Genomic DNA, 23,010 nt, shown 5'->3' on the forward strand with positions numbered 1-23,010 from the left:
GCCTCGGCATCGCGGAACCGGGAGTGATGGGCAGTCCGGACCTCAGGATGCGACCGAATCCGTAACCGCGGGCTGGGTGTAGCCGCGGATCTGCTGGTACCGGGGCGAAGCCAGGTCTTCCAGCGCGGCAGCCGTCTTCGAGCCGCTGTCCTTGACCCCGCCGGCCAGCGAGAGCGTCCGCATGCCGGTTCGTGCGTCGGTCGTCGCCTTGCCCACGGTGCCGTCCCAGAACCTGGGGTCGCGTGCCCACCGGACGTCCGACAACAGCTTGAGCAGCGACTCAGGGCTGCGGCGGGGCTCGGGGCTCCACGGCATCGACCGGTAGGCGACGGCACCGAGTGCGGCGAGCATGGCGGGTGCAGCGATGACCGTTTCCGTCCGGCGCTCGAAGTGCTCGGCGAAGGAGCCGAGGATCAGTTTGGCGGCCGCTCCGACGTACTGCCTGGCGAGCTCGGGGGTGCACCCCTCGGGCAGATCGGAGATGGGGCCGCTGGTCTTGTCGAAGCCCGACCGGCCGAAGATCGCGGTCACCACGAACGCGCGGAAGGAGGACAGCGTCATCCACTCGGTGTCCGTGGCTTTCAGCTGACGGGGGCGTGCGGAGACCACCAGACCGAGCGGGGTCTCCTGGCCCTCGGCCGAGGCCGGGAGGACGACGTTCTCCAGCAGCGAGTGGGTGATGTCGGTGGCGAGGTTGGACGAGTCCGCGGCGAGTGCGACGTTCTTGTTGGGGATGACTCCGAGCAGGTTGCGGTCGTGGAAGATCTGGCGGGCTCCGCGTAGGCTGATCTGGTGGTAGATCTCCACGCTGACCAGTCGCTGAGAGACCTGCCCCTTGGTCAGCCCGTAAGCCGCCGGTTCCTCCAGGAGCATGATGTGTGCAAGGTGCTGGGTTTCGGCGTCGACCAGGACACCTGTGGCATCGAACGGCATGTAGGCCAGCAGGTCGTCCCCGAACGGGGTCCTGAAGCGGACGATGTCCATGTCTCCGGGTAGCCAGAGCGCGAACGGGGGCGTGGCCCAGCGTTCGTCGCGGATGCCGCGCAGGCCGTCGGCGATGTACCGGGCGTAGTCCCTGGCGTTGGCCTTCTTCTTCGTCCCCTGGATGGCCCGCTGGATCTCGTTGCGCAGCTCGGCCTGTTCCCGCTGCGCGGGGGAGAGGTACTGCCTCATCCGGGGCATCTCGGCCGGGCGCGGGTCGGGCACGATGCTGTGCAGCTGGCCCCACGGCATGATGGCCAAGTAGCGCTGATCGGATACCTGCTGGAGCCGGAACGGTCGCCCGCGGGTGAGGTCCACCTGGTCGACGTACTCGGGCTCACGCGGGTCGGTCATCGGATGCCTCTCGGATCGGCTCAGTGCTGGAAGCGCACCAGATGGGCCGGATTCCGGAAGGCCTGTGCGCTGACCAGAACTCTAGGTGCGTTCATGGGCTTTGAAGCCGAGAACCGCGAATCTTTGCGTTTTATATGGATGTTGCGGCTCTCATGCCCCATGAGATCCACAACATCTTTCTAGTCATTGCCAACGAGACTGCTGCTGTGGTCAGTTGGTGGTGTCAAGTCGTGGATCTGGCTCAGGGAGGCTTACGTGTGCATGCTTGGGGATCCCGGTCGGCCGCAGAGCGACCGTGGTGCGTGCTGCCGGATCGAGGCCGGCAGGTGAGCGTCGGCGGCTCCGGTATTCCCCGGCTTCAGGATCTGGCCTACATAGAGGTGGCAGCACAAGCGGTGGCCGAGGGGCGGACCTTCAATGAGATCCGCTGCGCGCTGGTCGGGCAGGCGGCAAAGGTGGCCCGGGAAAGCGACACTGATGGTTCGTTCGACGAGCGCAAGTGGGACCGCCTGTTGGCCGACGGGAAACGTCACGTGCACAACACGGTGGACGTGCTCAAGGAGCTGATGCGACTCGGGTGGGTCGAGCGTCACATCCTTCCCTCGACGCCCAAATCGGCCTACGCCCACTCCGATGTGACGTTCAGGCTGACCGAGAGAGGCGCCGAGTGGACCACCCTGGTCGGGCGTCAACGGCTGGCAGCGTACAACGTCCTGGTGGGGGTGATGCTGGACGCCCATCCGCAGTTCGAGGGCTTCCTGCGGTTGGTAGGAGCCCGGCCTGGCAGCCTCTCCACACACCTCACGATCCCACTGCTCAAGTTCGACAGCCGTACGCACCACTCCCACCAGGACTTCCTCGGCGACTTCGTCGACTACGCGGTGGATGCGGCCGCCCAGGGCAGTCTCGGCTGGAGCGCAGAACGCGAGGTGATCGACGACGGAGTGCGCGGGTACGTCGGTCGGGCCGAACAACGGCTGCGCGCGCGGGAGCGGATCATGAGCCGCAAGCTCTTCATCACGACCTGCGAGGAGGCCATGGTGCGGGTGGCGTTCAGCGCCGCCGGCTGCAGCCTCGACTACATCAGCCATGAACTGCTGCGCCGATGGTGCAGGTTCCTCGGGCTGGCCAACTTCAGCTACTACGCGCCCGGGCCGCCCGCCCTCCGCTTCTGGGCCACGTCCGAGGTATCGGGTCGTGGCGCGGACGTGGCCATCCGTCGGTCGGTCGGACCGGAGGCCCGCCGGGCCGCACTGGAGGCACTGCCGCAGATCTGGCTCCGCCAGCGCGGCGATGCTGCGGGCGACATGTACCTCCCGGTCTGGCGGCTCCGAGCCGCGGTCTGTTGGCACCAGCGGATCAGCGACGACGAGTTCGATGCGGCCGTCCTCGGCGCCCTCCGGGGGGACTATCCCGGCCTCGGTTTCCGGGTGCACCTGGATCAGGCGACCCACGGCGCGACGCCGCCCTCCACCAGACCATTGGTCATGTCGGCGCAGGGCGGCATGCCTCGCGTCTTCAACATCATCCGCGTCGATCAGGCGCACCAGAACGAGGAGGTCCGTCCCTGATGACCGCACTTGCAGCGATTCCCGGTCCGGTGTGGATGAGGAAGCGCTGGAGCCTGCGAAACAACCCGTTCCCGATCACCGGGATCGCCCGTCTGGGCGGCTCCGATATCAGGGAGAACGGCCTGTTGTACGAGCCGGACGTCAATGCCGAACAACTCCAGGAATCGATCAACAAGTTCGTCCTGGGCGCGGCGTACTCCGGGCTCAAGTTCGGCTACCTGTGGTCGACGGGAACCGCCCCGGGAGACTCGGACGCCCGCGGCTTCGGCAAGTCCGTACTCATGCAGCACCTGACCGGGCTGCTCAACAAGGACTTCGGCAGGACCGCTTACCTGTCGAGCGGGCTGGACGAGGAGGATGCTGCCGAGGTTCCGATCTGCGGCCTGCTGACCAGCTTCGACACCGCACAGATCCGTTCGCTCGGTGCGGCGCTGTTCACCGCGGTCGAGTACGCCACCGACTTCCGGGTCGGCGACGAGCCGACCCTCGCTGAGCGGCTGCGGCTGGAGCTCATAGCGCGGGCCGACAGCGACGACCCGCGGGCGCTGCTCAAGGTGGTGGCCGACGTCCACCGGTCCCTGCGGGGGCGGACATTGGGCCCGCCGGACGACAAACTGATCGTGGCGCTCTGCGACGCGGACCCGAACATCGCTGCGGAGTACCTCGACCGGATCAAGCCCGCCTCGCGCACCCGCAACGGCGCGGTCTACCTGGCGACCTTCCTCCTGTTCGCGGCAGCCGCGGGGATGAAGCACGTCCTTCTCTGCTGCGACCAGTTGGAAGACCTGGCGAGCAGCACGATGGCCAGGGCGAAGCGGGATCTGGAGACCGAGCGCTTCCGCGACGTGATTGTGGAGACCCTGCCAATGGCGGACATGCTCAGTGTGGTCGTCACCATGCACCCCAGGGCCGCACTGACCATCGGGACCGCCTGGGAGCTGGCCGACCTCCCGAGTTTCGACACCACGGTGGCGAACCAGCGCAGCACGGTGATTCTGCCCGGCCTGCGGAACGTCACGGAGGCCGGCAAGTTGCTGTTCAAGTATCTCGAAGCAGCCGTGAAGCCCGGCGCGGCGAGGACCCCCGGTGACCTCTACCCGCTGACCGAGTCGGCGGTGGCGGAGCTGTTCGGCAGGTCGAACCGCAAACCGCGTGACGTGCTCCGCAAGGCGCAGGTCGTTCTCGAAGCGGCGGCAGCCGAGAACCTCGACGACATCGACGCCGTTGACGTGCGCCGCTTCCTCGACAGCCTCAGCTCCGCCGTCTCCGAGGACCCCGGCGCGGGATTCCCGGCCGGTCCGGTGGCGCTCGACTGGAGCCGGGGATGATGCGGGCCTCGACGAACCGGTGCGACGGCCCAGGTGAGGTGAGGTGAGCGCGGTTCGACCCGGCACGGAGGACGAGGCGCCCTGTGGCGACTGTGGATCGCTGCTGGGGCCGTGGGAGGCAGGCCGCTGCGGCTGCCGCGGACCGGTCGGGCGCAGCCAGGCGGACATCCTGTACTCGGTGGCCTGCTCCGTTTCCGGACCGGTGCACGTGAGGGACCTGGTGCGACTGGCCGAACACGACCACGCCCGCCGTATCGCGGAGACCTCCGCGAAGGTGGCAGTCGCCGGTGACCGGCGGTTCTGCTGGGCCGGAGCCGGGGTGTACGGCCTCTACCGGCACGGACCGATGCCCGGTCCGCGCTGCCTCGACGATGCCGGCCGGCTGGTGCTGGCTGCGGCCGACCGGCCGCTGACCGCCGCCGCGCTCGACTACTGCCTCAAAGGATTCGGCTACCGGTACAACAAGGCGTCGCTTCGCAACGCACTGCGGCAGTCGGCCCGGATCGAGAGCAGGTCGGACGGCCAGTGGTGGACCCCGCGCGGACCGACCGCCGAGCGATTGCTGCTGGACGAGGTCCAGGTTGTCCCACCACGCAGGGAAGCGGACTGGGCGCGTCTGCGGGATCGACTCTCCACCCGGATAGCGGCGGCCCTGGTGTCCCGGGACGAACGCCTCCGCCTGGCCGAGAGCCGTCCCTGCGGCCTGGATTGGGGAGGACAGCAGTTGGCGCTGCTGCCATGACGACCCTGCCACCGCGGTGCCGCGGCCCCGGCTTCGTCTTCCAGGAGCAGAACCAGCTGACCACACCACCGGTCAGCGGTTGAACCTGGCCGGACGGTGGACGAGACCGAAGCCAGGACCGGCCGCCCGGTGGGCCGGGCCCGGCATCGTGGTGGGATCGGGCGGACTTGGCAGTGACGCGGACGGCGGGTTCGGTTCCCGCTGTCCGCGGGTTCCGGCGGAGTCCGGAGGGCGTGCCGCTCGGGGAGACAATTTCGCCGGGCCGGTGGGGCCGGATCGGGCGACGGCCGCTACGCGGGCGCCGCCGCGAAGCCGGCGCAGAGCAGGCGAACGCTTCGGGTGAACTTCTCGTCCTGGCTCGGGCGCGGCATCGACGGGTCCATGAGCAGGGGGAACCGCTCGCGGAGTTCGGCGTAGAGCTCGGCGGTGACGGGCGGTGGCGTGGTCGGCTGGTTCTGCTCCTGGAGGACGAAGCCGGTGACGTGGCTGAGCAGGGTGTCGGCGGCGATGGCGCAGTGGTCGGCGGGCAGGCCGGCGTCGAGGAGGGTGCGCAGCAGGCGTTCCATCAGGGAGAGGGCGCCGGTGCTGAGCGTGCCGGGGCTCTCGGCGAGGAGCTGGGCTCCGCCGGGGTGCTGCCTGATGCTCAGCCGCAGGGTGGCGGCCTGGGCCGCGATGCGGTCCTGCCAGGTGGCGTCGGGCGGGAGGGCGGCGAGGGCGTCGGTGCCGGTGTCGTAGGCCCGGCGGCAGACGCGGTCGGCCATCAGGGCGAGCAGCTCGTCCTTGCTGCGCACGTGGTAGTACAGGCTGCCCGCGTGGGCGTCGAGGCGGTCGGCGACCTGGCGCATGGACAGGTTCTGGTAGCCGACCTCGGCGAAGACGGCCATGCCCGCGTCGACGATGCGGTCCTTGGTGAGCTTCATGGACTCACCGTACAACGTTTTCCAACACTGTTCGAAAGCTGTGCTAGCTTTGCGTCGTCGAAGTTTCGAACGGCGTTGGAAAACGTCGGAACCGGGGGGAGGGGCCAGACAATGGGGGCGATCGTCTTCAACGTGACCACGGCCGCGCTGATGGTCATGATGGTCAACTGCGGGCTCGGCGTGGTCGGCCGAGAGACCCTGCGGGGACGGCCGCTCCCGTGGGCGGCGATCGGCCTGACCGCACTCGCCGTCGGAGGCGTGCTGCTCCAGCTGGTCTGGCCCGGCGCCATGGACGCGCTCGACGCGGACCCGGCCAAGTCCGGCTGGTGGCGCGAGTTCACCTCGGTGTTCATGCAGAACGGCGGCCTCTTCGGCGGTCTGTGGAACCTCGTCACCCTCGCCGCCGTCGCCGCGCTCGCCCAGTGGTACTGGGGCGGCCCGCTCACCCTCGGCTTCTTCCTCGCCGGCATCCTGCTGCCCGGCCGGATCGACACCCTGCTCGGCCTCGGCGACGGCCCCGGCACCGACCCGCGCAACTTCGCCGGCAGCTCCGGTGCCACCTACTTCCTCGGCGCCACCCTCGCCCTCGCCTTCCTCGCCCGCACCCGCGTCCCCAAGGAACTCGCCCTGGCCGCCGGCGTCCCCGCACTCGGCCTCGCCGTCTGGCTCGCCCAGGACAACGGCCACGGCCTCGTCTCCGTCTACGGATTCGCCCTCGCCGCGGCCGCGTGGACGGCCCGCCGCCTGGCCACCCGCCCGGCCTGACCCCCGCCACCCGCGCCACCCGCGGGAGCGCGGCCGGAACCCCGGCACGACGAAGGCCCCGACCGGCGAACCGGTCGGGGCCTTCGTGAAGGCGGCGGCTGCGAGATTCGAACTCGTGAGGGGTTGCCCCCGACACGCTTTCCCATTCTCCTGAGCGAACAAGACCGGAACCGAGACCGGAACCGAGACCGAGACCGGAACCGAGACCGGAGCCGTGGCCGTGGTCAGTGGCCGAGCTCGGGCAGCGGGAGCAACTGTCGGGAAGGCGTCGCGGACGCCCGTGACGACCAGGAAGCCGCCGCTGTCATCGGGGCGTCGGTTCGGCGGACGCCGGGACGGGGGCTCGGAGGGTGGTCTTGCCGGTCTCGCGGAGGACCAGCAGTCCAGTGGCCGTGATCAGCACCGAGGTCAGGCCGTGGATGCCGAACGCGGCGGCGGGGGAGCCGTGGTGGGTCAGGACGTTGATCATGTCTCCGAACGGGGCGACGGCTTCCATCAACAGGACCCAGCCCAGGGCGCGGCGGTGGCCCGTCACAAGCAGGATGCCGATGACCAGGCTCATCGCCAGTTCACGGTTGCCCTTCATGACGAGGAAGCCGCCGGCGTCGCCGACAGGCGGGTTCGGCAGCCCGACGCCCTGGGTGAAGGACCCGGGGGCCAGGATGAAGATCAGTCCGAGGTAGAGGACGAACAGGGCCACAACGGTGACCAGGACGGTGTTGACGTTCTTCAGTGTCACGGTGCTTCTCCTGGGGTTCGTTCCGGGGCGCGGTTCAGCGGGTGGCCGAGGGCGCGCCGGGTGGCGCGGGCCGGCGCGGATGGCGCGGATGGCGCGAATGGGGCGGGTGAGGGCGGGGCTGCTCCGGCTGCCCTTCCCCGGGCCACAGCCGCCGCGTCAGACGTCGGCCCGCTCGAAGATGTGCGGGTACGACACGACGCCGTCGGGGAATTCGGCGGCCATGCGCTGGAATTCGGGGTTGCCGAGTGCCGCGGCGAGCGCCCGGGTCGACTCCCAGACCGCGACGTTCATCATGAGCCGGCTGCCTGCCGTCCCCTTGTGCATCTGCAGGGAGACGAACCCCGGCTGGGCCTCCATGAACTCCGCCTGCCTGCGGAAGAGGACCAGGAACGCCTCGGTCCTCTCCTCCGGGACGACGAAGGTGTTGGCCAGGACGATCGGCCCGGTCTCCTCTTCGACCTGCGCGAACAGCGGCGTGCTCGGGTCCAGGCTCCGCACCTCGGCCATGGTCGATCCTTCCTCTCGTTCTCGGTCGTCCACCGGCACCGAGGCCGGCCGGCGCCGCACCGGATTCGGCGGCGCGCTCTTGCCAACGCCCGTTGGCCAACGCTTGTTGGCCAACGTAGGGCTGCGACTCCTGGACTGTCAACAAGCGTTGGCCTACATTTGTTGGCATGACCGGCAGTACAGAGAACCCGCAGGCCGCCCGGCGTTCCGACGCCACCCGCTCGATGATCCTCGCCGCGGCCCGCGAGCGGTTCGCGGCCGACGGCTACGAGAAGGCGACCATCCGGGCCATCGCGCGCGACGCGCAGATCGACCCGTCGATGGTGATGCGGTACTACGGAAACAAGGCCGGCCTGTTCGCGGCGGCCGTCTCGATCGACCCCGGCCTGCCCGGCCTGCCCGTCGAACCGCGCGAGGAGATCGGCCGGACGCTGGTGCGCCACTTCCTCACCCTGTGGGAGGAGAACGAGGAGCTCACCGCGCTGCTACGGGTCGGCGTCACCGACCCGATCGTCGCCGAGCGCACCCAGAGCGTGCTGCGCGACCAGTTGATCCCGCTGGCCCGCCGGGTGAGCCCCGAGCCGGAACAGGCCCAGGCCCGGGCGGCCCTCTGCGCCTCCACCGTGCTCGGGCTCGCCCTGACGCGCTACGTCCTGCGGTTCCCGGCGAGCGTGGCGCTCCGCCCCGAGGAGATCGTCGACTGGGTCGGCCCCACCATCCAGCGGTACCTCACTGCACCCACACCCTGAGGATCCGCGACAAGGAGCCCCCGGCGACGAGGGCGCCGATCCGCGGGCCGGGTGAGGCGGGTTTGGCCGGGGAAGCCCTGGCGGCGGCCGCCGCCGGCACCAGCCTCGCCCTCTCCCCGGTCGTCCGCCCCGCGTCCCTGCCCACAGCCCCGCGGGAGCGCGGCCGGAACCCCGATACGACGAAGGCCCCGACCGGCGAACCGGTCGGGGCCTTCGATCAAGGCGGAGGATGCGAGATTCGAACTCGTGAGGGGTTGCCCCCAACACGCTTTCCAACTCTGCCCGCCCCGATTCGCCCCCGTTCGGCGAAGTCCAATCCGCAAGTCAGCGTGTAGGAGGCCGCTTGGTTCGAACGTCCCCGAACGGCGGCGGATGAGACTACAGATGAGACTGCACACCCCCAGGTTCACGCTTGCCAAGTCTATTCTGGCCGGGGCGCCGAGCTGCGTGAGGCGCCCCACACGAGAGGTCTCTGCTTGACCAGCCCCCACCACTGGTAGTCAAGCAGCGATTGAGCGCGAGCCGGCCAGGAGTCCCTGAGGCCCCCTCGCGGTCTTCCCGGCTCAGAGCCGCGATTGGGACGTGGGGACATAGTGGTCAGAGTCAGAGTCAGAGTCAGAGCCAGAAGGGGTAGCTGTCCGGCGCTGATCCGGTGATCCACGATCCACAGCGCCAACGGTTCCTGCAGTCGTGGCGTGGGCAGACGATCTCTGGGAGAAGGGGCGCGAGCACCATAGCGCCAACCAAGGTGGCCTATCCATTTGAGAGATCGACAGAGCTCACTCCGAATTGTTAAAATGCTTTTTAAAATGCCCTAGAATCTCATTCGCCGCAGCTTGAACCATCGGGAGTTGGACGGTGCGGTTTGACCGAACCTTGCTAATTACAGTCAAGGAAGGCTTCTCCCTGGCAAGGAGGGTGCGCAGCTGCCGCTGAACGAGGTACTCGACACCCTCGCGATGGCTTGTTTCAACTGTCAGGAATTCGCTTGCGGTTCCAATTTCAGCCCAAAGAATCACGAGATCATCAAGTCGACCCCATGCGGAATCATCAAATTCATGAAGCCGTCGACGGAACGAGGATTTCTCTAGTGCGCGCCCTAGGTGGTCACCCCAGCGACCAAAGATCCCGTTGCCACCGACTGTCATCCCAATATAGGCAATGCCCACGTGTTTCGAATAGCCGCAGTATATGTAAGCTCTGGCCTGGCACAGGTGAGGGCTCCCGACGGCAGCGGCACCCCATGTCTCTCCCTCGGCGAGAATTGACATTTATCCTTGCCTAAGCGAAGCGCTTCTCAAGTGCATCTGCCGTTACCTTGTAAACTGCGGCCGAAGCCTGATTCCTGTAGGTTACGAACACCTCCTCGATGATTTCATCGTCGAGGTCCTGCTTGTTTCGCACCGTGCCACTTTCTGCCGAGGCAAGGCTCAGAAAAAGAGCCTGAATAAGAAGCACGACGTCTGCGTCATCACCAAATCGCTCATCAAACATTCTCATGAAGCGATGCGATCGATTGATCCGCACAACCGTTCCCAGCGTGGCATCGCGCGAGCGCTCCCACAAGGCATTGTCGTCCAACTGGTCAACAAACGTGACCCGCGCCCCCTCCTTGCGAGCCTTCTCGCGCTCTTCATCTCCCAGGGGATGCCGAACGGATTCCTTTTGGGCGCGTTTAGCCCGTTCGTCCTCTGAGGCAGCGTCATCCGGGTCCGTCGGGAGGAATTCTGGGAAGTCAACCTCAAAGAGCGCCTCTGCGGCCTTTCGATTTGGGTCCTGATTGGCCTTCTCGCGAAGGATTTTGGTTGCGCGCTTCCAGCCACTCTTGCTCAGGCGTCGCGCCTCATAGATAGCTTCACTGAGCGCGTCCTCAGCCTCTTCACTAAGGAGTATTTCCGACTTTTTTACGTCGATATTGAAGGCGTCATCTGCCGAATCGTCGATCAGGATTCGACCCCGGAATGAAAAATAGTCTTGGTCGGTGGGAATCAGTCCGTTGAATCGCTCTGCCCGCCGGATGAGTCGCTTATTTCGATAAACGTAGAACCCGTAGTGGCTCGAGCCGATCATGTACTTCTTACGGATCTCAGCGGAGTTATCAAACGCGGGCGGGTGGACCAGCTGCGTCGCCTCGACTGTGACTTCCACTTGGTTCTCAGCATCGAGAACCAGGGGCATCGGACGCTCAAGCCATCGAACATCTCGGCCATCCCAGGTGGAGTCGTCGAGATTGCCGGCCGCATTAGCCTCATCGACAAAGAGTGGATCGAAAGGCTCCACCGGATCGCCATCCAGCAGGATCTGGAGATCTCCGCCGTTCTCTTGAAGGAAATAGAAGTAAGTTACCCCGAGATTCCGCTCAAGGGCCTCGCGGGTCTTGCGGATGCTCGGGTGATTGCGCTTATGAATCTTCTCAATCGTGACCATTGTGCCATGAGTAGCGCCAGGAATAAGCTCGCTCAGTCGATCAAGGTCGGCGGAATCAGGAGTCTCCATAAGACACTCCAGCCTGCCAACCTCCTCCACATGAGGAAGGTCAAGAGCCACTTTGCTCCACGACCCGCCCTCACATGCACTTACAACCTCGATCCGGTCGCCTTGTGAGAGGCCCGCGCTCTTCAAGCCGAGCCCGTACTTCCCGAGACTCCCCGACTCATAATGTCCGTCTACGCCCAGTGCCAGAGCTTCAATCAGGCCATCTGTGCCCATGCCATCGCCGTCGTCAGCGATGATGTAACGGGCTGCGCTATTCCTGCGAGCTTCGGACATGTCGGGCTCGCGCTCAAGTTTGATGGAGATGCGCTGTGCCTTCGCTGTTACCGAGTTGTCGACAATATCGCAGATGGCGCTTTCAGGCGTGTACCCGATCCGTGCGATCGCCCGAAGGATTCTCCCGGGGTTGATCGGTACCTCCGTGAAGCCCATGTGCGCCGCCCCTGCCTCACTCGCAGTCATGTCTGCGTGACACCTCTCCCACAGTCCAACCAGCGCCTTGCAACGACACAGCTGTCATCAGACGCTTCCTCCAGTGTCTCAGGTGTTCCTGACGAGCCGACAGCGATCCGGGCAACCCGCCCAACTAAGGAACCATGTCCGAGTCTGTAGGCCGTGACGGTGCGAGGCACTTCAGTGCTTGGTCACTCGGAAGCATCAGACGATGCCTCCTCCCCTGCTGCGCCGGCCAGCCCTCGTCCGCCCGAGGGCTTCGCCCATTTACGCCCGACCCCTTTAAGGGCCTGGGCAGGTTGCTCTCTTGCGGCCAGTCTCGGACCGACCCAGGTGTGTTGCCCGTGCTAGCCGCAGCGCTGCTCTGACGCCGGTGCCTCACTCAGACCTCGTTGCCGCAGGGTGGACGGACGTGGCCGTCCGTGGTGTGGCCTGCCCGAGCGCTCCAGGCCGTGGCATCCGTCTGTGAGCGCTACGCGCGCTGGGAGGCGGACGGGACCTGGGCGAAGTTGCGGGAGCACGTCCAGGTCCGCGACGACGCAGTGGGCCGGGTGGAATGGATGGCCGCCGTCGACTCCACGGTCGACCGGGCCCACCAGCACGCGACTCCCTGAGCACGGGGAACAGGACGTCGATGCGGCGCCGGGCGAGGCAGACAAGAACCGCGACGTGGTGTTTCCCTTGCGACGTTCCGGTCGCAGTGGACGTGTGACCCAGTTATGGTCCGTGCTTCGTCGCGACTCTATATGGCTCAGGGCAGGCGACCTGCTGGCGCGTTCGCGCGCACAGCATGCGCACGCTGGGCTAGCTACGGCGACTGGCCCGACCGCTCGACCTGCGGGTTGAGGGCCTGACCGCTCGTACTGGATCCCACAGCTGGGGAGTCTGGCACGTCATGATGCGGAAGCACGGCTGCGGGGGCGACTGCGGCCGAATGCCTGGCTACTGCAAGCAGCGACTCCGGAAGAACGAGGACACCGCGAACACGAAGTCGCGTGCCGGCCGCCGGGTCATCGGCCTGCCGGACGAACTGATCCGGCTGCTGGAGCTGCACCGGGAGGAGCAGGACCGCGACCGCCGACGCGCCGGGCAGGAGTGGCGCGACAGCGGGTATGTCTTCACCTCGCCGTTCGGATGGCCGCTGGTGCCGAGCACGGACTACGACGCGTGGAAGCTGCTGTTGTCCGACGCCAAGGTCCGGGACGGGCGGCTGCACGACGCCCGCCACACCGCCGCCACGGTGCTTCTCATCCTCGGGGTCCCCGAACGAGTGGTGATGCAGATCATGGGCTGGTCGTCCACGGCCATGGCCGCGCGGTACCAGCACGTGACGGGCGGCATCCTCCAGGACGTCGCCAAGCGCGTCGGTGGGCTCATCTGGCAGGTGGCCAAGGACTCGGACGGCCGTGGCGAGGAGGCCGCGGAGAAGGGCCGTTGAGACTACGGATGAGACTGTGAACGACGAAGGCCCCGACCGGTGAACCGGTCGGGGCCTTCGATCAAGGCGGAGGATACGAGATTCGAACTCGTGAGGGGTTGCCCCCAACACGCTTTCCAAGCGTGCGCCCTAGGCCTCTAGGCGAATCCTCCGTGGGAGAGCTTAGTACATGTTTCGGGGTGCTCGCGACCACCTATCCCGCAGGCGGGAGGTGGGGGTGGCCTGTGGATCGTCGGGGCCGGGATCCGGTAGTGTGGGGGTCAGCCCCTCGTGTGGCGTTATCTCTCTGAACCCCCCCAGGGCCGGAAGGCAGCAAGGGTAGGAGGGCTCTGGCGGGTGCACGGGGGGTCTTTGCGTTCCCGGAGCCCGGCGGGGGTGAGGCCCGGGGCCCGGCGGGGGTGAGGCCCGGGGCCCGGCGGGGGTGAGGGGCGACGCGTTTGTCGGTCCGTCCCGATATCGTCGGGGGTGTGTCCCTAGCCCTGTACCGCCGCTACCGCCCCGAGACCTTCGCGGAGGTCATCGGGCAGGAGCACGTGACCGCTCCGCTCCAGCAGGCCCTGCGCAACAACAGGGTCAACCACGCGTACCTGTTCAGCGGGCCGCGTGGCTGTGGCAAGACGACGAGCGCACGCATCCTGGCCCGTTGCCTCAACTGTGAGCAGGGGCCGACGCCGACGCCCTGCGGGGAGTGCCAGTCCTGCCGGGACCTCGCGACCGGCGGGCCCGGGTCGATCGACGTGATCGAGATCGACGCCGCCTCGCACGGTGGTGTGGACGACGCGCGCGAGCTGCGCGAGCGGGCGTTCTTCGCGCCGGTGCACAGCCGGTACAAGATCTTCATCCTGGACGAGGCGCACATGGTGACCTCGGCCGGCTTCAACGCGCTGCTCAAGGTGGTCGAGGAGCCGCCGGAGCACCTCAAGTTCATCTTCGCGACCACCGAGCCGGAGAAGGTGATCGGGACGATCCGGTCCCGGACGCACCACTACCCGTTCCGGCTGGTCCCGCCCGGCACGCTGCGCGACTACCTGGCGGAGGTGTGCGGCCGGGAGGGGATCCAGGTCGAGGACGCCGTGTTCCCGCTGGTGGTGCGGGCGGGCGCCGGTTCGGTGCGTGACTCGATGTCGGTCATGGACCAGCTGCTGGCCGGGGCCGCGGAGGGCGGCGTCACGTACCAGATGGCCACGGCGCTGCTCGGGTACACCGACTCCGCGCTGCTGGACGAGGTGGTGGACGCCTTCGCCGCGCACGACGGGGCGACGGTGTTCCAGGTGATCGACCGGGTGGTCGAGGGCGGGCACGATCCGCGCCGCTTCGTCACCGACCTGCTGGAGCGGCTGCGCGACCTGGTGATCCTGGCCACCGTGCCGGACGCGGGGGAGAAGGGGCTGATCGACGCCCCGGCCGACCGGGTCGCGGTGATGCAGGCGCAGGCGGACGCGTTCGGCGCGGCCGAGCTGAGCCGGGCCGCCGACCTCGTCAACACCGGGTTGACCGAGATGCGCGGCAACGCGGCGCCCCGGCTGCAGCTGGAGCTGATCTGCGCCCGGGTGATGCTGCCGGGCGCGTACAGCGACGAGCTGTCGCTGCAGGCACGGTTGGACAAGCTGGAGCGACGGGCCTCGGCCGGCGGGTTCGCCGCGCCGATGGGGGCCCCGATGGGCCTGCCGGCGGGGGCGCCGGTGGCGGTCGCGCCCGTTGCCCCGGTCGCGCCGGCCGCGCCGCTCGCCGAGGTGCCGGTGGCGCCCGCGCCGATGCAGCCCGCCCCCGTCCAGGCGGCGCAGCCCGTGCAGGCTCCGCCGCCCGCCGCCGCGCCCGCCGGGCCGGCGCCGGGTGCCTGGCCGATCCCGCGCAGCTTCCCGCCCGCCGGAGGTGCCCCCGCGGCTCCCACGGCTCCCACGGCTCCCACGGCTCCTGCGGCGCCGCCTGCGGCGCAGCAGCCGCAGGCCGTCCAGGCCCAGGCACCGGCCCCCGTGCCCGCACCGGCCTCAGCCCCGGCGGCGACTCCCGGCGGGCAGCCGTCGGCGTCCGCGCAGCAGGGTGCCGCGCAGGTGCGGCAGCTGTGGCCGCAGATCCTGGAGGCGGTGAAGAACCGCCGCCGCTTCACCTGGATCCTGCTCAGCCAGAACGGCCAGGTGGCCGGTTTCGACGGCAGCGTGCTCCAGGTGTCCTTCATCAACGCCGGCGCCCGGGACAGTTTCGTCGGCAGCAACAGCGAGGACGTGCTGCGCGCCGCGCTGGCCGACGCGCTGGGCGTGGACTGGCGGATCGAGTGCATCGTCGACCCGTCCGGCGGCTCCGCCGGCCCGGGGGGCGGTGCGCCGGGCGGCGGTGCCCAGGGCGGCGGGGGCTGGGGAGCCCCGGCGCGTCCGGTGGCGGCCGCTCCGGCGATGCCCGCCCCCGCTCCGGCGCCCGTGCAGGCTCCGCCGGTCCAGGCCGTGCCGGCGCCGGTGCAGGCTCCGCCCGTGGCGCCCGCGCCGGTGCAGGCCCCGCCGTCGGCTCCGCCGGTCCGGTCGGTGCGGTCGGTGGCCCCGGAGGACGACATCCCGGAGGCGGACGACCCGGACCTCAAGGAGGACGTGTTCTCCGGCCAGGAGCTGATCATCCGCGAGCTGGGTGCGACGGTGCTGGAGGAGATCCACCACCAGGGGTCCTGATCCGGGCCGGGCCCCCGGTCCTCGGCCGCCCCTGAGCCGACCCTGATCCGGCCCCGGTCCGGGGCCCGGGGCAGCGGGCAGCACGTAGGCTCGGCGGTGACGGACGAAGCATCGCAAGACAGCCGTGACAGCAAGGAGACAGCCGTGTTCCCCGGTGGTGGCCAGCCCAACATGCAGCAGTTGCTGAAGCAGGCGCAGAAGATGCAGCAGGATTTCGCGAAGGCCCAGCAGGAGCTGGCCGAGACGAAGGTGAACGGTACGGCGGGCGGCGGCCTGGTCGAGGCGACGGTGACCGGTGCCGGCGAGCTGGTGGCGCTGACCATCGCCCCGGCCGCGGTGGACCCGGAGGACACCGAGACCCTGGCGGACCTGATCCTGGCGGCCGTCCGGGACGCCAACCAGACCGCGCAGAAGATGCAGGCCGAGCGCATGGGGCCGCTGACCCAGGGCCTGGGCGGCGGCGGCATCCCCGGCCTGCCGTTCTGACGACCGGCTTTCGGGTCGACCGACTTTCGGGTCGAACAGTCTGTAGTTCAGACGACAGACCCATGTGATTTATGTGGGAGTCGGGCGTCGGGCGCTGTGTCCGACGCCCGATTCGTTGGATGATGGCACCGGAGCACCACCGGCCGTCCGGCACCACCGGCCGTCCGGCACCGCCGCTCGTTCGGCAGCACCGACGGTCCGGCACCCGCCGGCCGTCCGGTACCGCCGGTCACCCGGCACCCGCCGGCCATCCGACACCACCGACCATCCGGTACCGCCGGTCACCCGGCACCACCGACCATCCGAGGGAAGGCGCGACGTTGTACGAGGGCGTGGTTCAGGACCTGATCGACGAACTGGGCAGGCTGCCCGGCGTCGGGCCCAAGAGCGCCCAGCGGATCGCCTTCCACGTCCTGCAGGCCGACCCGACCGACGTGCGCCGACTGGCGCACGCGCTGCTGGAGGTCAAGGACAAGGTCCGCTTCTGCGCGGTCTGCGGCAACGTCGCGGAGGCCGAGCAGTGCCGGGTCTGCCTGGACCCGCGCCGCGACCTCGCGGTCATCTGCGTGGTCGAGGAGCCCAAGGACGTCGTCGCCATCGAGCGCACCCGTGAGTTCCGCGGCCGCTACCACGTGCTGGGCGGCGCGATCAGCCCCATCGAGGGCGTCGGCCCGGACGACCTGCGCATCCGCGAGCTGCTGTCGCGCCTCGCGGACGGCACTGTCACCGAGCTGATCCTGGCCACCGACCCCAACCTGGAGGGGGAGGCGACCGCCACCTACCTGGCCCGGCTCTGCAAGCCGATGGGCCTGAAGGTGACCCGTCTGGCGAGCGGCCTGCCCGTCGGCGGGGATCTGGAGTACGCGGACGAGGTCACCCTCGGCCGCGCCTTCGAAGGGAGACGACTGCTCGATGTCTGACCGGACGATCAACCAGCAGCCCCACACCCCCCACCAGCAGTCCCACGGGGAACCGGGGGCAGCCGCCCCGCACGAGGGGGCGCACGCCCCGCACACCCACGGCCACGGCTCGGAGCCGGACGACTTCGCCGTGCAGATCGCCGACTCGGTGGAGAGCTTCGTGCTCGCCGTCACCGAGGTCGCCAAGGGCGACGAGCCCGGCAGCGCGGTCTCGCTGCTGCTCCTGGAGGTCTCGCAGCTGCTGCTGGCCGGCGGCCGGCTGGGAGCGATCGAGGACGTCGTCCCGGAGGACCGCTTCGAGCCCGACGCGGGCCCGGAGCCGGACGGCGAGCAGCTGCGCGAGCGCCTCGCCGAGCTGCTCGCGCCGATCGACGTCTACCACGAGGTCTTCGACCCGTACGGCCCGCCGGAGAAGCCCAACGCCTTCCGGATCTCGGACGACCTGGCCGGCGTGGTCAGCGAGCTCCAGCACGGCCTGACCCACTACCGCGAGGGCCGGGTCAGCGAGGCGCTGTGGTGGTGGCAGTTCTCGTACCTCTCGAACTGGGGCACGACCTGCACGGCGGTGCTGCGGGCCCTGCAGTCGCTGATCGCCCACGTCCGGCTGGACAGTCCGCTCGGCGCGGTGCCGGACGGCGCGGACACCGACGACGACGGTCTCACCGACGAGCAGCTGGAGCAGCAGGCGGGCGACCTGATGGCGGCCGAGCTCGGGCTCGGGCGGTAGGCCGCTCCCGGGTCGCCGGCCGCCGACACGCGGGGGCGACACGCGGCCGCCGACACGCGGAGGGCGACACGCGCGGGGCGGAGTGCGGACGGCGGCGTGCCGGCGGCGGCCTGCGGACGGCCGCACGCGGTATGCGGCATTCCGCGGCAGCGCCTCCGGAGGCATCTTCGGAAGTGCTTTCGTCAGTGCCTTCGGATTGTGACGGATGCCTCAGCGAATCGGCCGGAAAAGAAATCCGGCCGGATCACCGTCCTCCGATCCGCCGATTCTTCGGAGCCGTGCCGAATCGCCCGCAGACCTGACGGCGGTGGCCCCCCGTACGGCCGCTCACGTGCTGAAACTACCGTCTCACCATATGGAAAGCGCCAGTCGCGGCACCCCTGCTCGGTAGACTGACGACGACCGCACCCCCCTCTCCCCAGGGGGGTACGGGGGCCCGTAGCCCCCGGAAAAGACTTCGAGTCGAGGAGCGCACGTGGGCCTTGTCGTGCAGAAGTACGGCGGCTCATCCGTTGCGGATGCCGAAGGCATCAAGCGCGTGGCCCGTCGGATCGTTGACGCCAAGAAGGCCGGCCATGAGGTCGTCGTCGTGGTGTCCGCGATGGGCGACACGACGGACGAGCTCATCGAACTCGCGGAGCAGGTGTCACCGCTGCCTGCCGGCCGTGAGTTCGACATGCTGCTGACCGCTGGAGAGCGCATCTCCATGGCGCTGCTGGCCATGGCGATCAAATCCCTGGGTCACGAGGCGCAGTCCTTCACGGGCAGCCAGGCCGGTGTCATCACCGACTCCGTGCACAACAAGGCGCGCATCATCGACGTGACGCCCGGCCGCATCCGCACCGCCCTGGACCAGGGCAACATCGCGATCGTGGCGGGCTTCCAGGGCGTCTCCCAGACCAGCAAGGACATCACCACGCTGGGCCGGGGCGGCTCGGACACCACCGCCGTGGCGCTCGCCGCCGCGCTCAAGGCCGAGGTCTGCGAGATCTACACCGACGTGGACGGCGTGTTCACCGCCGACCCCCGCGTGGTGAAGAAGGCCCGCAAGATCGACTGGATCGCCTACGAGGACATGCTGGAGCTGGCCTCGTCGGGTTCCAAGGTGCTGCTCGACCGGTGCGTCGAGTACGCCCGTCGCTACAACATCCCGATTCACGTACGCTCGTCCTTCTCGGGTCTTCCCGGGACGATCGTCAGCAACGACAACCCGCACAAGCCCGAAGGGGGCGAGATGGAGCAGGCCATCATCTCCGGAGTCGCCCACGACACCTCCGAGGCCAAGGTCACCGTCGTCGGCGTGCCCGACAAGCCGGGCGAGGCGGCGCGCATCTTCCGCGCCATCGCCGACGCCGAGGTCAACATCGACATGGTGGTGCAGAACGTCTCCGCCGCGTCGACCGGCCTGACCGACATCTCCTTCACCCTGCCGAAGACCGAGGGCCAGAAGGCCATCGACGCGCTGGGCCGGGTCAAGGAGGGCATCGGCTACGAGTCGCTGCGCTACGACGACGCGATCGGCAAGATCTCGCTGGTCGGCGCCGGCATGCGCTCCAACCCGGGTGTCACGGCGACCTTCTTCGAGGCGTTGTCCGCCGCGGGCGTCAACATCGAGCTGATCTCCACCTCGGAGATCCGCATCTCGGTGGTCACTCGCGCCGAGGACGTGCCGGAGGCCGTCCGCGCCGTGCACAGCGCCTTCGGTCTGGACAGCGAGAGCGACGAGGCCGTCGTCTACGGCGGCACCGGGCGATGACCCGGGAACGGAGCGGGAGCGCCGGGCGATGACCCCGGCCCCGAGCCGGAGCGCCGCGCCCCGCCAGGGCACCGCGCTCCGCCGCGGCGCCGGGCTCCGCCGGGGCGCCGGGCGATGACCCGGCGTCCCGGCCTCGCCGTCGTCGGCGCCACCGGCGCGGTCGGCGAGGTGCTGCTCGGGCTGCTCTCCCTCCGCCGGGACGTCTGGAGCGAGATCCGACTCGTCGCCTCCCCGCGCTCGGCCGGCCGTACAGCGATGGTGCGCGGGGAGGCGGTCGAGGTCCTCGCGCTGGCCGAGGAGGCCTTCGCGGGGATCGACGTCGCCGTGTTCGCCGTCCCCGACCCGGTCTCCGCCCAGTGGGCGCCGATCGCGGCGGCCAAGGGCGTCGTGGTGATCGACGACTCGGCCGTCTTCCGGACCGCCGAGGACGTGCCGCTGGTCGTCCCCGAGGTCAACGCGGCCGCGCTGCGGATCCGCCCACGCGGCATCGTGGCCAGTCCGGCCGGCACCACCCTGGCGATGATCGCCGCGGTCGGCGCGCTGCACGCCGAGTACGGGCTGGCGCAGCTCGTGGTCGCCACCTACCAGGCCGCCGGCGGCGAGGGCCGGGCCGGCGAGGCGGCGCTGCGCGCGCAGACCGGGCTGGTGGCGGGCACCGCGGTCGGTCGGCAGACCGGCGACCTGCGGGCGCTGATCGCCGATCAGGGGCCGTTCGCCGCCCCGCTCGCGCTCAACGCGGTGCCGTGGACCGGCGGGCTGCGCGAGGGCGGCTGGTCCGCCCAGGAGGCGGGCATCCGCGACGAGTCCCGCAAGATCCTCGGCCTGCCCGCCCTGAAGGTCTCGGCGACCTGCGTCCACATCCCCGTCGTCCGCACCCACGCGCTGGCGGTGCACGCGCGCTTCGAACGCGAGGTCACCCAGGAGCACGCGCAGGACATCCTGCGGGACGCTCCGGGCGTGGTCCTCTACGACGACCCGGCGGCGGGCGAGTTCCCGACGCCGAACGACGTGGTCGGGACGGATCCGGTCTGGGTCGGGCGGGTCCGCCGCGCTCTGGACGAGCCGGACGCGCTGGACCTCTTCCTGTGCGGGGACAACCTGCGCAAGGGGGCGGCGCTCAACCTGGTGCAGCTGGCCGAGCTGGTGGCGGCGGAGCTGACAGCGGGTGAGCCCGCGGCCGAGCCGACGGAGCCGGACGAGCCGGCGGGCTAGGACCACCGGGCTGGATCGACGGGCTGGAAGCACCGGGCCGGAACCACCGGGCCGGGCCCGTCAGGCCGGCCCCGACCGGCCCCGGCACGTTCCGATGTGCCCACATGTGTCCATACCTGTGTTCGCTCCTCGACACAATCCGTCCGGAATCCCGTGGGAATCCCCTGGAGGCCTCTTCCGTCGATGCGGAAGAATGGGCCCCGGCCGGGGCAACCATGACAGGGGATCGAGTGTCCAACGTGCGTGGCGAACGTGATGGTGGGGGCAAGGGCGGGCATCCCGGCGAGAGCCGCGGTGTCCTTCCCGTCGCGCGCCCCGTGGCCTGCGAGTAGGCCGGAAGAAGACCATATGACGGCGGCCGCACCCGGTGCGGCGGACTCCGGCGCGGGTACCGACGCGGGTACCAGCGAGGACCTCCTCACCGAGACCTACCAGGCGCACTACCGCTCACTGCTGCGGCTCGCCGCGCTGCTCCTCGACGACCTCTCGACCTGCGAGGACGTCGTCCAGGAGGCGTTCATCCGGGTGCACGCCGCCCGGCGCCGGGTGCGCGAGCCCGAGAAGACGCTGGCCTACCTGAGGCAGACGGTCGTCAACCTGTCCCGCTCCACGCTGCGCCGCCGCATCCTCGGGCTGCGACTGCTGCCGAAGCCCATGCCTGACATGGCCAGTGCAGAAGAAGGTGCTTACGATGCCCTGGAGCGCGACCAGTTGAAGGCCGCGCTGCGTGGTCTGCAACGCCGTCAGCGGGAGGTTCTGGTGCTGCGTTACTTCGTGGACATGACGGAGGCGCAGGTCGCCGAGACCCTGGGCATCTCGCTCGGCTCGGTGAAGGCCTACGGCTCGCGGGGACTCGCCGCCCTCCGCGTCCAGATGGAGGCCGGACATGGCTGAGCCGGACGGCAGTCGTCGGCGACCGGCGGACGGGGCCCCCGACGGGGACGCGACCGGCGGCCGCGGAGCCGCCGCTCCCGGCACCGGTAGCCCCGGCACCGGTACCCCCGGCACCGGCACCCCGGGGACGGGCGCTCCTGGCACCGCCGCTCCCGGGCCGGACCGTCCGGTCGGCGAGGTCCCGGAGCTGCTGGACCTGTCCACCGAGGAGCGGGCGCTGCGCGAGCTGCTGCACGGCGCCGTCTCCGGCATCCAGCCCTCGGTCGGCGGACTGCCGCGGATCCGGCGGGCCGTGCCCCGCCGCCGGGCAGCCCGGCGCGGTGCCTGGACCGGGGCGGCCGCGCTGGCCTTCGTCGTCGCGATCGGCCTGCCCGTCCTGCACGAGGGCGAGCACCTGGGGCTCTCCGGCGGCCCCGGCTCGGCCGACGCCAAGAGCCCGGCGGCCACCTCCCCCAGCACCGCCGGCACCGCCGGGGGCACCGGTGCGGCCCCGCACACGGACCCGAGCGGCACCGGCGACGCCTCTCCGTCACCCGGCGTGTCCACGGCCCCGCACACCCCCGGCGGCGGGCTGACGCAGACGGACGGCGGCATCGCGCCCACCGGGACCTCCGGCGCCGGGGACGTCGGCATCGTCCCGCTCTGCACCCGCTCGGACCTCGGTGAGGGCCTCGGACAGGTCGGCTCGGCCGACGCCGCCGGGCGGATCTACGGCTCGTTCACCGTCTACAACACCTCCGGGCACAGCTGCCGGCTCGGCGGGCCGGGCTCGGTGGCGGTCACCGCCGTCAGCGGCGGCGACCGCGGCCGCGTCCGCACCGCCGACCACACCCCGGGCGACCCGGCCGCCGGCCTGCCGGCGATGGACGGGGAGCCCCCGGTGCTCGCGCCGCGGGCCGGGTACCGGGTGCCGTTCGCGTGGGTTCCGGACCAGACCTGTGGCGGCTCGGGCGCCCTGACCACCCCGTCGAACGGCCTCTACAAGGCGGCGCTGCGCGCGGACCTCCCCGCCGCCGAGTCCGGTGCTCCGGCCTCCGTACCCAGCGAGGAGGCCAGCGCCAATCCGCCGGCCTCCTCGTCCCCGTCGGCGGGCCCCACCGGCGCCCCCAGCCCGACCGTGCCCCCGACCGGCAACCCGACCACCGCGCCGCCCGCCGTGACCGTCGCCCACACCCCGGCCCCCGGCAGCCCGGCGGCCGCCACGGCGACCCTGCCGGTGTCGTGCAGCGGCACCGTCTACCGCGGTGGCGTCCAGAGCCTCGGCGGTCCGGCACCGCAGCCGTCGGGCTCTCCGACGGCGGGGTGACTCCGGACGCGC

19 protein-coding genes, 1 tRNA gene, 1 other RNA gene and 2 pseudogenes are annotated in these 23,010 nt (G+C 69.9%); 16 read left to right on the top strand and 7 right to left on the bottom strand.

Going from position 1 to position 23,010, the window contains the following annotated elements; genetic code table 11:
* Positions 1–42: 42 nt before the first annotated feature.
* A complete protein-coding gene (locus tag ACWD4P_RS03375) occupies positions 43–1,335 on the bottom strand; it encodes a DNA sulfur modification protein DndB (protein WP_449778403.1) in 1,293 nt (430 codons plus the stop codon).
* A 326-nt stretch (positions 1,336–1,661) separates the two neighbouring features.
* On the opposite strand from ACWD4P_RS03375, the gene ACWD4P_RS03380 reads away from it, so the two are divergent.
* The 3 genes from ACWD4P_RS03380 to ACWD4P_RS03390 all read left to right on the top strand — a co-directional run bounded on the left by ACWD4P_RS03380 (position 1,662) and on the right by ACWD4P_RS03390 (position 4,976).
* The gene (locus ACWD4P_RS03380; protein WP_359826140.1) at positions 1,662–2,906 is read left to right on the top strand and encodes a hypothetical protein; all 1,245 of its coding nucleotides are present in this window, start codon (positions 1,662–1,664) and stop codon (positions 2,904–2,906) included.
* Positions 2,906–4,234 carry a hypothetical protein gene (locus ACWD4P_RS03385; protein ID WP_359826142.1) on the top strand — a complete coding sequence of 443 codons (1,329 nt, stop codon included), beginning with the start codon at positions 2,906–2,908 and terminating at the stop codon, positions 4,232–4,234. Before ACWD4P_RS03380 ends, ACWD4P_RS03385 begins: the two co-directional genes overlap by 1 nt.
* Positions 4,235–4,412: 178 nt before the next feature.
* Positions 4,413–4,976: a hypothetical protein gene (locus ACWD4P_RS03390; RefSeq protein ID WP_359826144.1), complete on the top strand. Its 564-nt coding sequence runs from the start codon at positions 4,413–4,415 to the stop codon at positions 4,974–4,976.
* A gap of 290 nt (positions 4,977–5,266) precedes the next feature.
* On the opposite strand, the gene ACWD4P_RS03395 is transcribed toward ACWD4P_RS03390, so the two are convergent.
* On the bottom strand, positions 5,267–5,896 hold the full coding sequence (locus tag ACWD4P_RS03395) for a TetR/AcrR family transcriptional regulator (RefSeq protein ID WP_359826146.1): 630 nt from the start codon (positions 5,894–5,896) through the stop codon (positions 5,267–5,269).
* 111 nt (positions 5,897–6,007) lie between these two features.
* On the opposite strand from ACWD4P_RS03395, the gene ACWD4P_RS03400 reads away from it, so the two are divergent.
* Complete coding sequence (locus tag ACWD4P_RS03400; protein WP_449778404.1) at positions 6,008–6,661, top strand: hypothetical protein; 654 nt, start codon at positions 6,008–6,010, stop codon at positions 6,659–6,661.
* A 304-nt stretch (positions 6,662–6,965) separates the two neighbouring features.
* Here ACWD4P_RS03400 and ACWD4P_RS03405 read toward each other — a convergent pair whose 3' ends face one another.
* Both ACWD4P_RS03405 and ACWD4P_RS03410 read right to left on the bottom strand, forming a co-directional pair.
* On the bottom strand, positions 6,966–7,400 hold the full coding sequence (locus ACWD4P_RS03405; protein WP_359826152.1) for a DUF4267 domain-containing protein: 435 nt from the start codon (positions 7,398–7,400) through the stop codon (positions 6,966–6,968).
* 156 nt (positions 7,401–7,556) lie between these two features.
* Complete coding sequence (locus tag ACWD4P_RS03410; RefSeq protein ID WP_449778405.1) at positions 7,557–7,907, bottom strand: antibiotic biosynthesis monooxygenase family protein; 351 nt, start codon at positions 7,905–7,907, stop codon at positions 7,557–7,559.
* A gap of 167 nt (positions 7,908–8,074) precedes the next feature.
* Between ACWD4P_RS03410 and ACWD4P_RS03415 the strand changes: the two genes are divergently transcribed.
* Entirely contained in the window at positions 8,075–8,656 is a 582-nt protein-coding gene (locus tag ACWD4P_RS03415; protein WP_359826157.1) for a TetR/AcrR family transcriptional regulator, read from the top strand.
* A gap of 779 nt (positions 8,657–9,435) precedes the next feature.
* Here ACWD4P_RS03415 and ACWD4P_RS03420 read toward each other — a convergent pair.
* Both ACWD4P_RS03420 and ACWD4P_RS03425 read right to left on the bottom strand, forming a co-directional pair.
* Positions 9,436–9,825, bottom strand: a complete 390-nt coding sequence (locus ACWD4P_RS03420) for a hypothetical protein (protein ID WP_359826159.1) — start codon at positions 9,823–9,825, stop codon at positions 9,436–9,438.
* Positions 9,826–9,937: 112 nt separating this feature from the next.
* Positions 9,938–11,611 carry an ATP-binding protein gene (locus tag ACWD4P_RS03425; RefSeq protein WP_449778406.1) on the bottom strand — a complete coding sequence of 558 codons (1,674 nt, stop codon included), beginning with the start codon at positions 11,609–11,611 and terminating at the stop codon, positions 9,938–9,940.
* Between the two features lie 405 nt (positions 11,612–12,016).
* Here ACWD4P_RS03425 and ACWD4P_RS03430 point away from each other — a divergent pair.
* Positions 12,017–12,207 (top strand): annotated as a pseudogene (locus ACWD4P_RS03430) (IS5/IS1182 family transposase); the annotation flags it as partial.
* A gap of 302 nt (positions 12,208–12,509) precedes the next feature.
* Positions 12,510–13,040, top strand: a pseudogene (locus ACWD4P_RS03435) (tyrosine-type recombinase/integrase); the annotation flags it as partial.
* Positions 13,041–13,107: 67 nt separating this feature from the next.
* Here the strand turns inward: ACWD4P_RS03435 and ACWD4P_RS03440 are convergent.
* Positions 13,108–13,192 (bottom strand) — tRNA-Ser (locus ACWD4P_RS03440).
* 107 nt (positions 13,193–13,299) lie between these two features.
* Here ACWD4P_RS03440 and ffs point away from each other — a divergent pair.
* From ffs to ACWD4P_RS03485, 9 genes are all read left to right on the top strand, one after another.
* An RNA gene (ffs, locus tag ACWD4P_RS03445) (signal recognition particle sRNA small type) lies at positions 13,300–13,396 on the top strand.
* Positions 13,397–13,507: 111 nt separating this feature from the next.
* Positions 13,508–15,697 (top strand): DNA polymerase III subunit gamma and tau, encoded by a 2,190-nt coding sequence (locus ACWD4P_RS03450; protein ID WP_449778407.1) that lies wholly within the window; start codon positions 13,508–13,510, stop codon positions 15,695–15,697.
* Between the two features lie 144 nt (positions 15,698–15,841).
* Positions 15,842–16,183, top strand: coding sequence for a YbaB/EbfC family nucleoid-associated protein (locus ACWD4P_RS03455; protein ID WP_359829624.1), 342 nt, complete (start codon positions 15,842–15,844; stop codon positions 16,181–16,183).
* Between the two features lie 320 nt (positions 16,184–16,503).
* A complete protein-coding gene (gene recR, locus ACWD4P_RS03460; RefSeq protein ID WP_218198914.1) occupies positions 16,504–17,103 on the top strand; it encodes a recombination mediator RecR in 600 nt (199 codons plus the stop codon).
* Complete coding sequence (locus ACWD4P_RS03465) at positions 17,096–17,830, top strand: DUF5063 domain-containing protein (protein WP_359829623.1); 735 nt, start codon at positions 17,096–17,098, stop codon at positions 17,828–17,830. Before recR ends, ACWD4P_RS03465 begins: the two co-directional genes overlap by 8 nt.
* Before the next feature lie 475 nt (positions 17,831–18,305).
* Complete coding sequence (locus tag ACWD4P_RS03470) at positions 18,306–19,586, top strand: aspartate kinase (protein WP_359829622.1); 1,281 nt, start codon at positions 18,306–18,308, stop codon at positions 19,584–19,586.
* Between the two features lie 114 nt (positions 19,587–19,700).
* A complete protein-coding gene (locus ACWD4P_RS03475) occupies positions 19,701–20,798 on the top strand; it encodes an aspartate-semialdehyde dehydrogenase (RefSeq protein ID WP_449778408.1) in 1,098 nt (365 codons plus the stop codon).
* Positions 20,799–21,146: 348 nt separating this feature from the next.
* Complete coding sequence (locus ACWD4P_RS03480) at positions 21,147–21,692, top strand: SigE family RNA polymerase sigma factor (RefSeq protein WP_350517356.1); 546 nt, start codon at positions 21,147–21,149, stop codon at positions 21,690–21,692.
* Positions 21,685–22,998 carry a hypothetical protein gene (locus ACWD4P_RS03485; protein WP_449778409.1) on the top strand — a complete coding sequence of 438 codons (1,314 nt, stop codon included), beginning with the start codon at positions 21,685–21,687 and terminating at the stop codon, positions 22,996–22,998. Before ACWD4P_RS03480 ends, ACWD4P_RS03485 begins: the two co-directional genes overlap by 8 nt.
* The last annotated feature ends 12 nt before the right edge of the window (positions 22,999–23,010 follow it).

The organism is Kitasatospora sp. NPDC002543, from assembly GCF_053594915.1.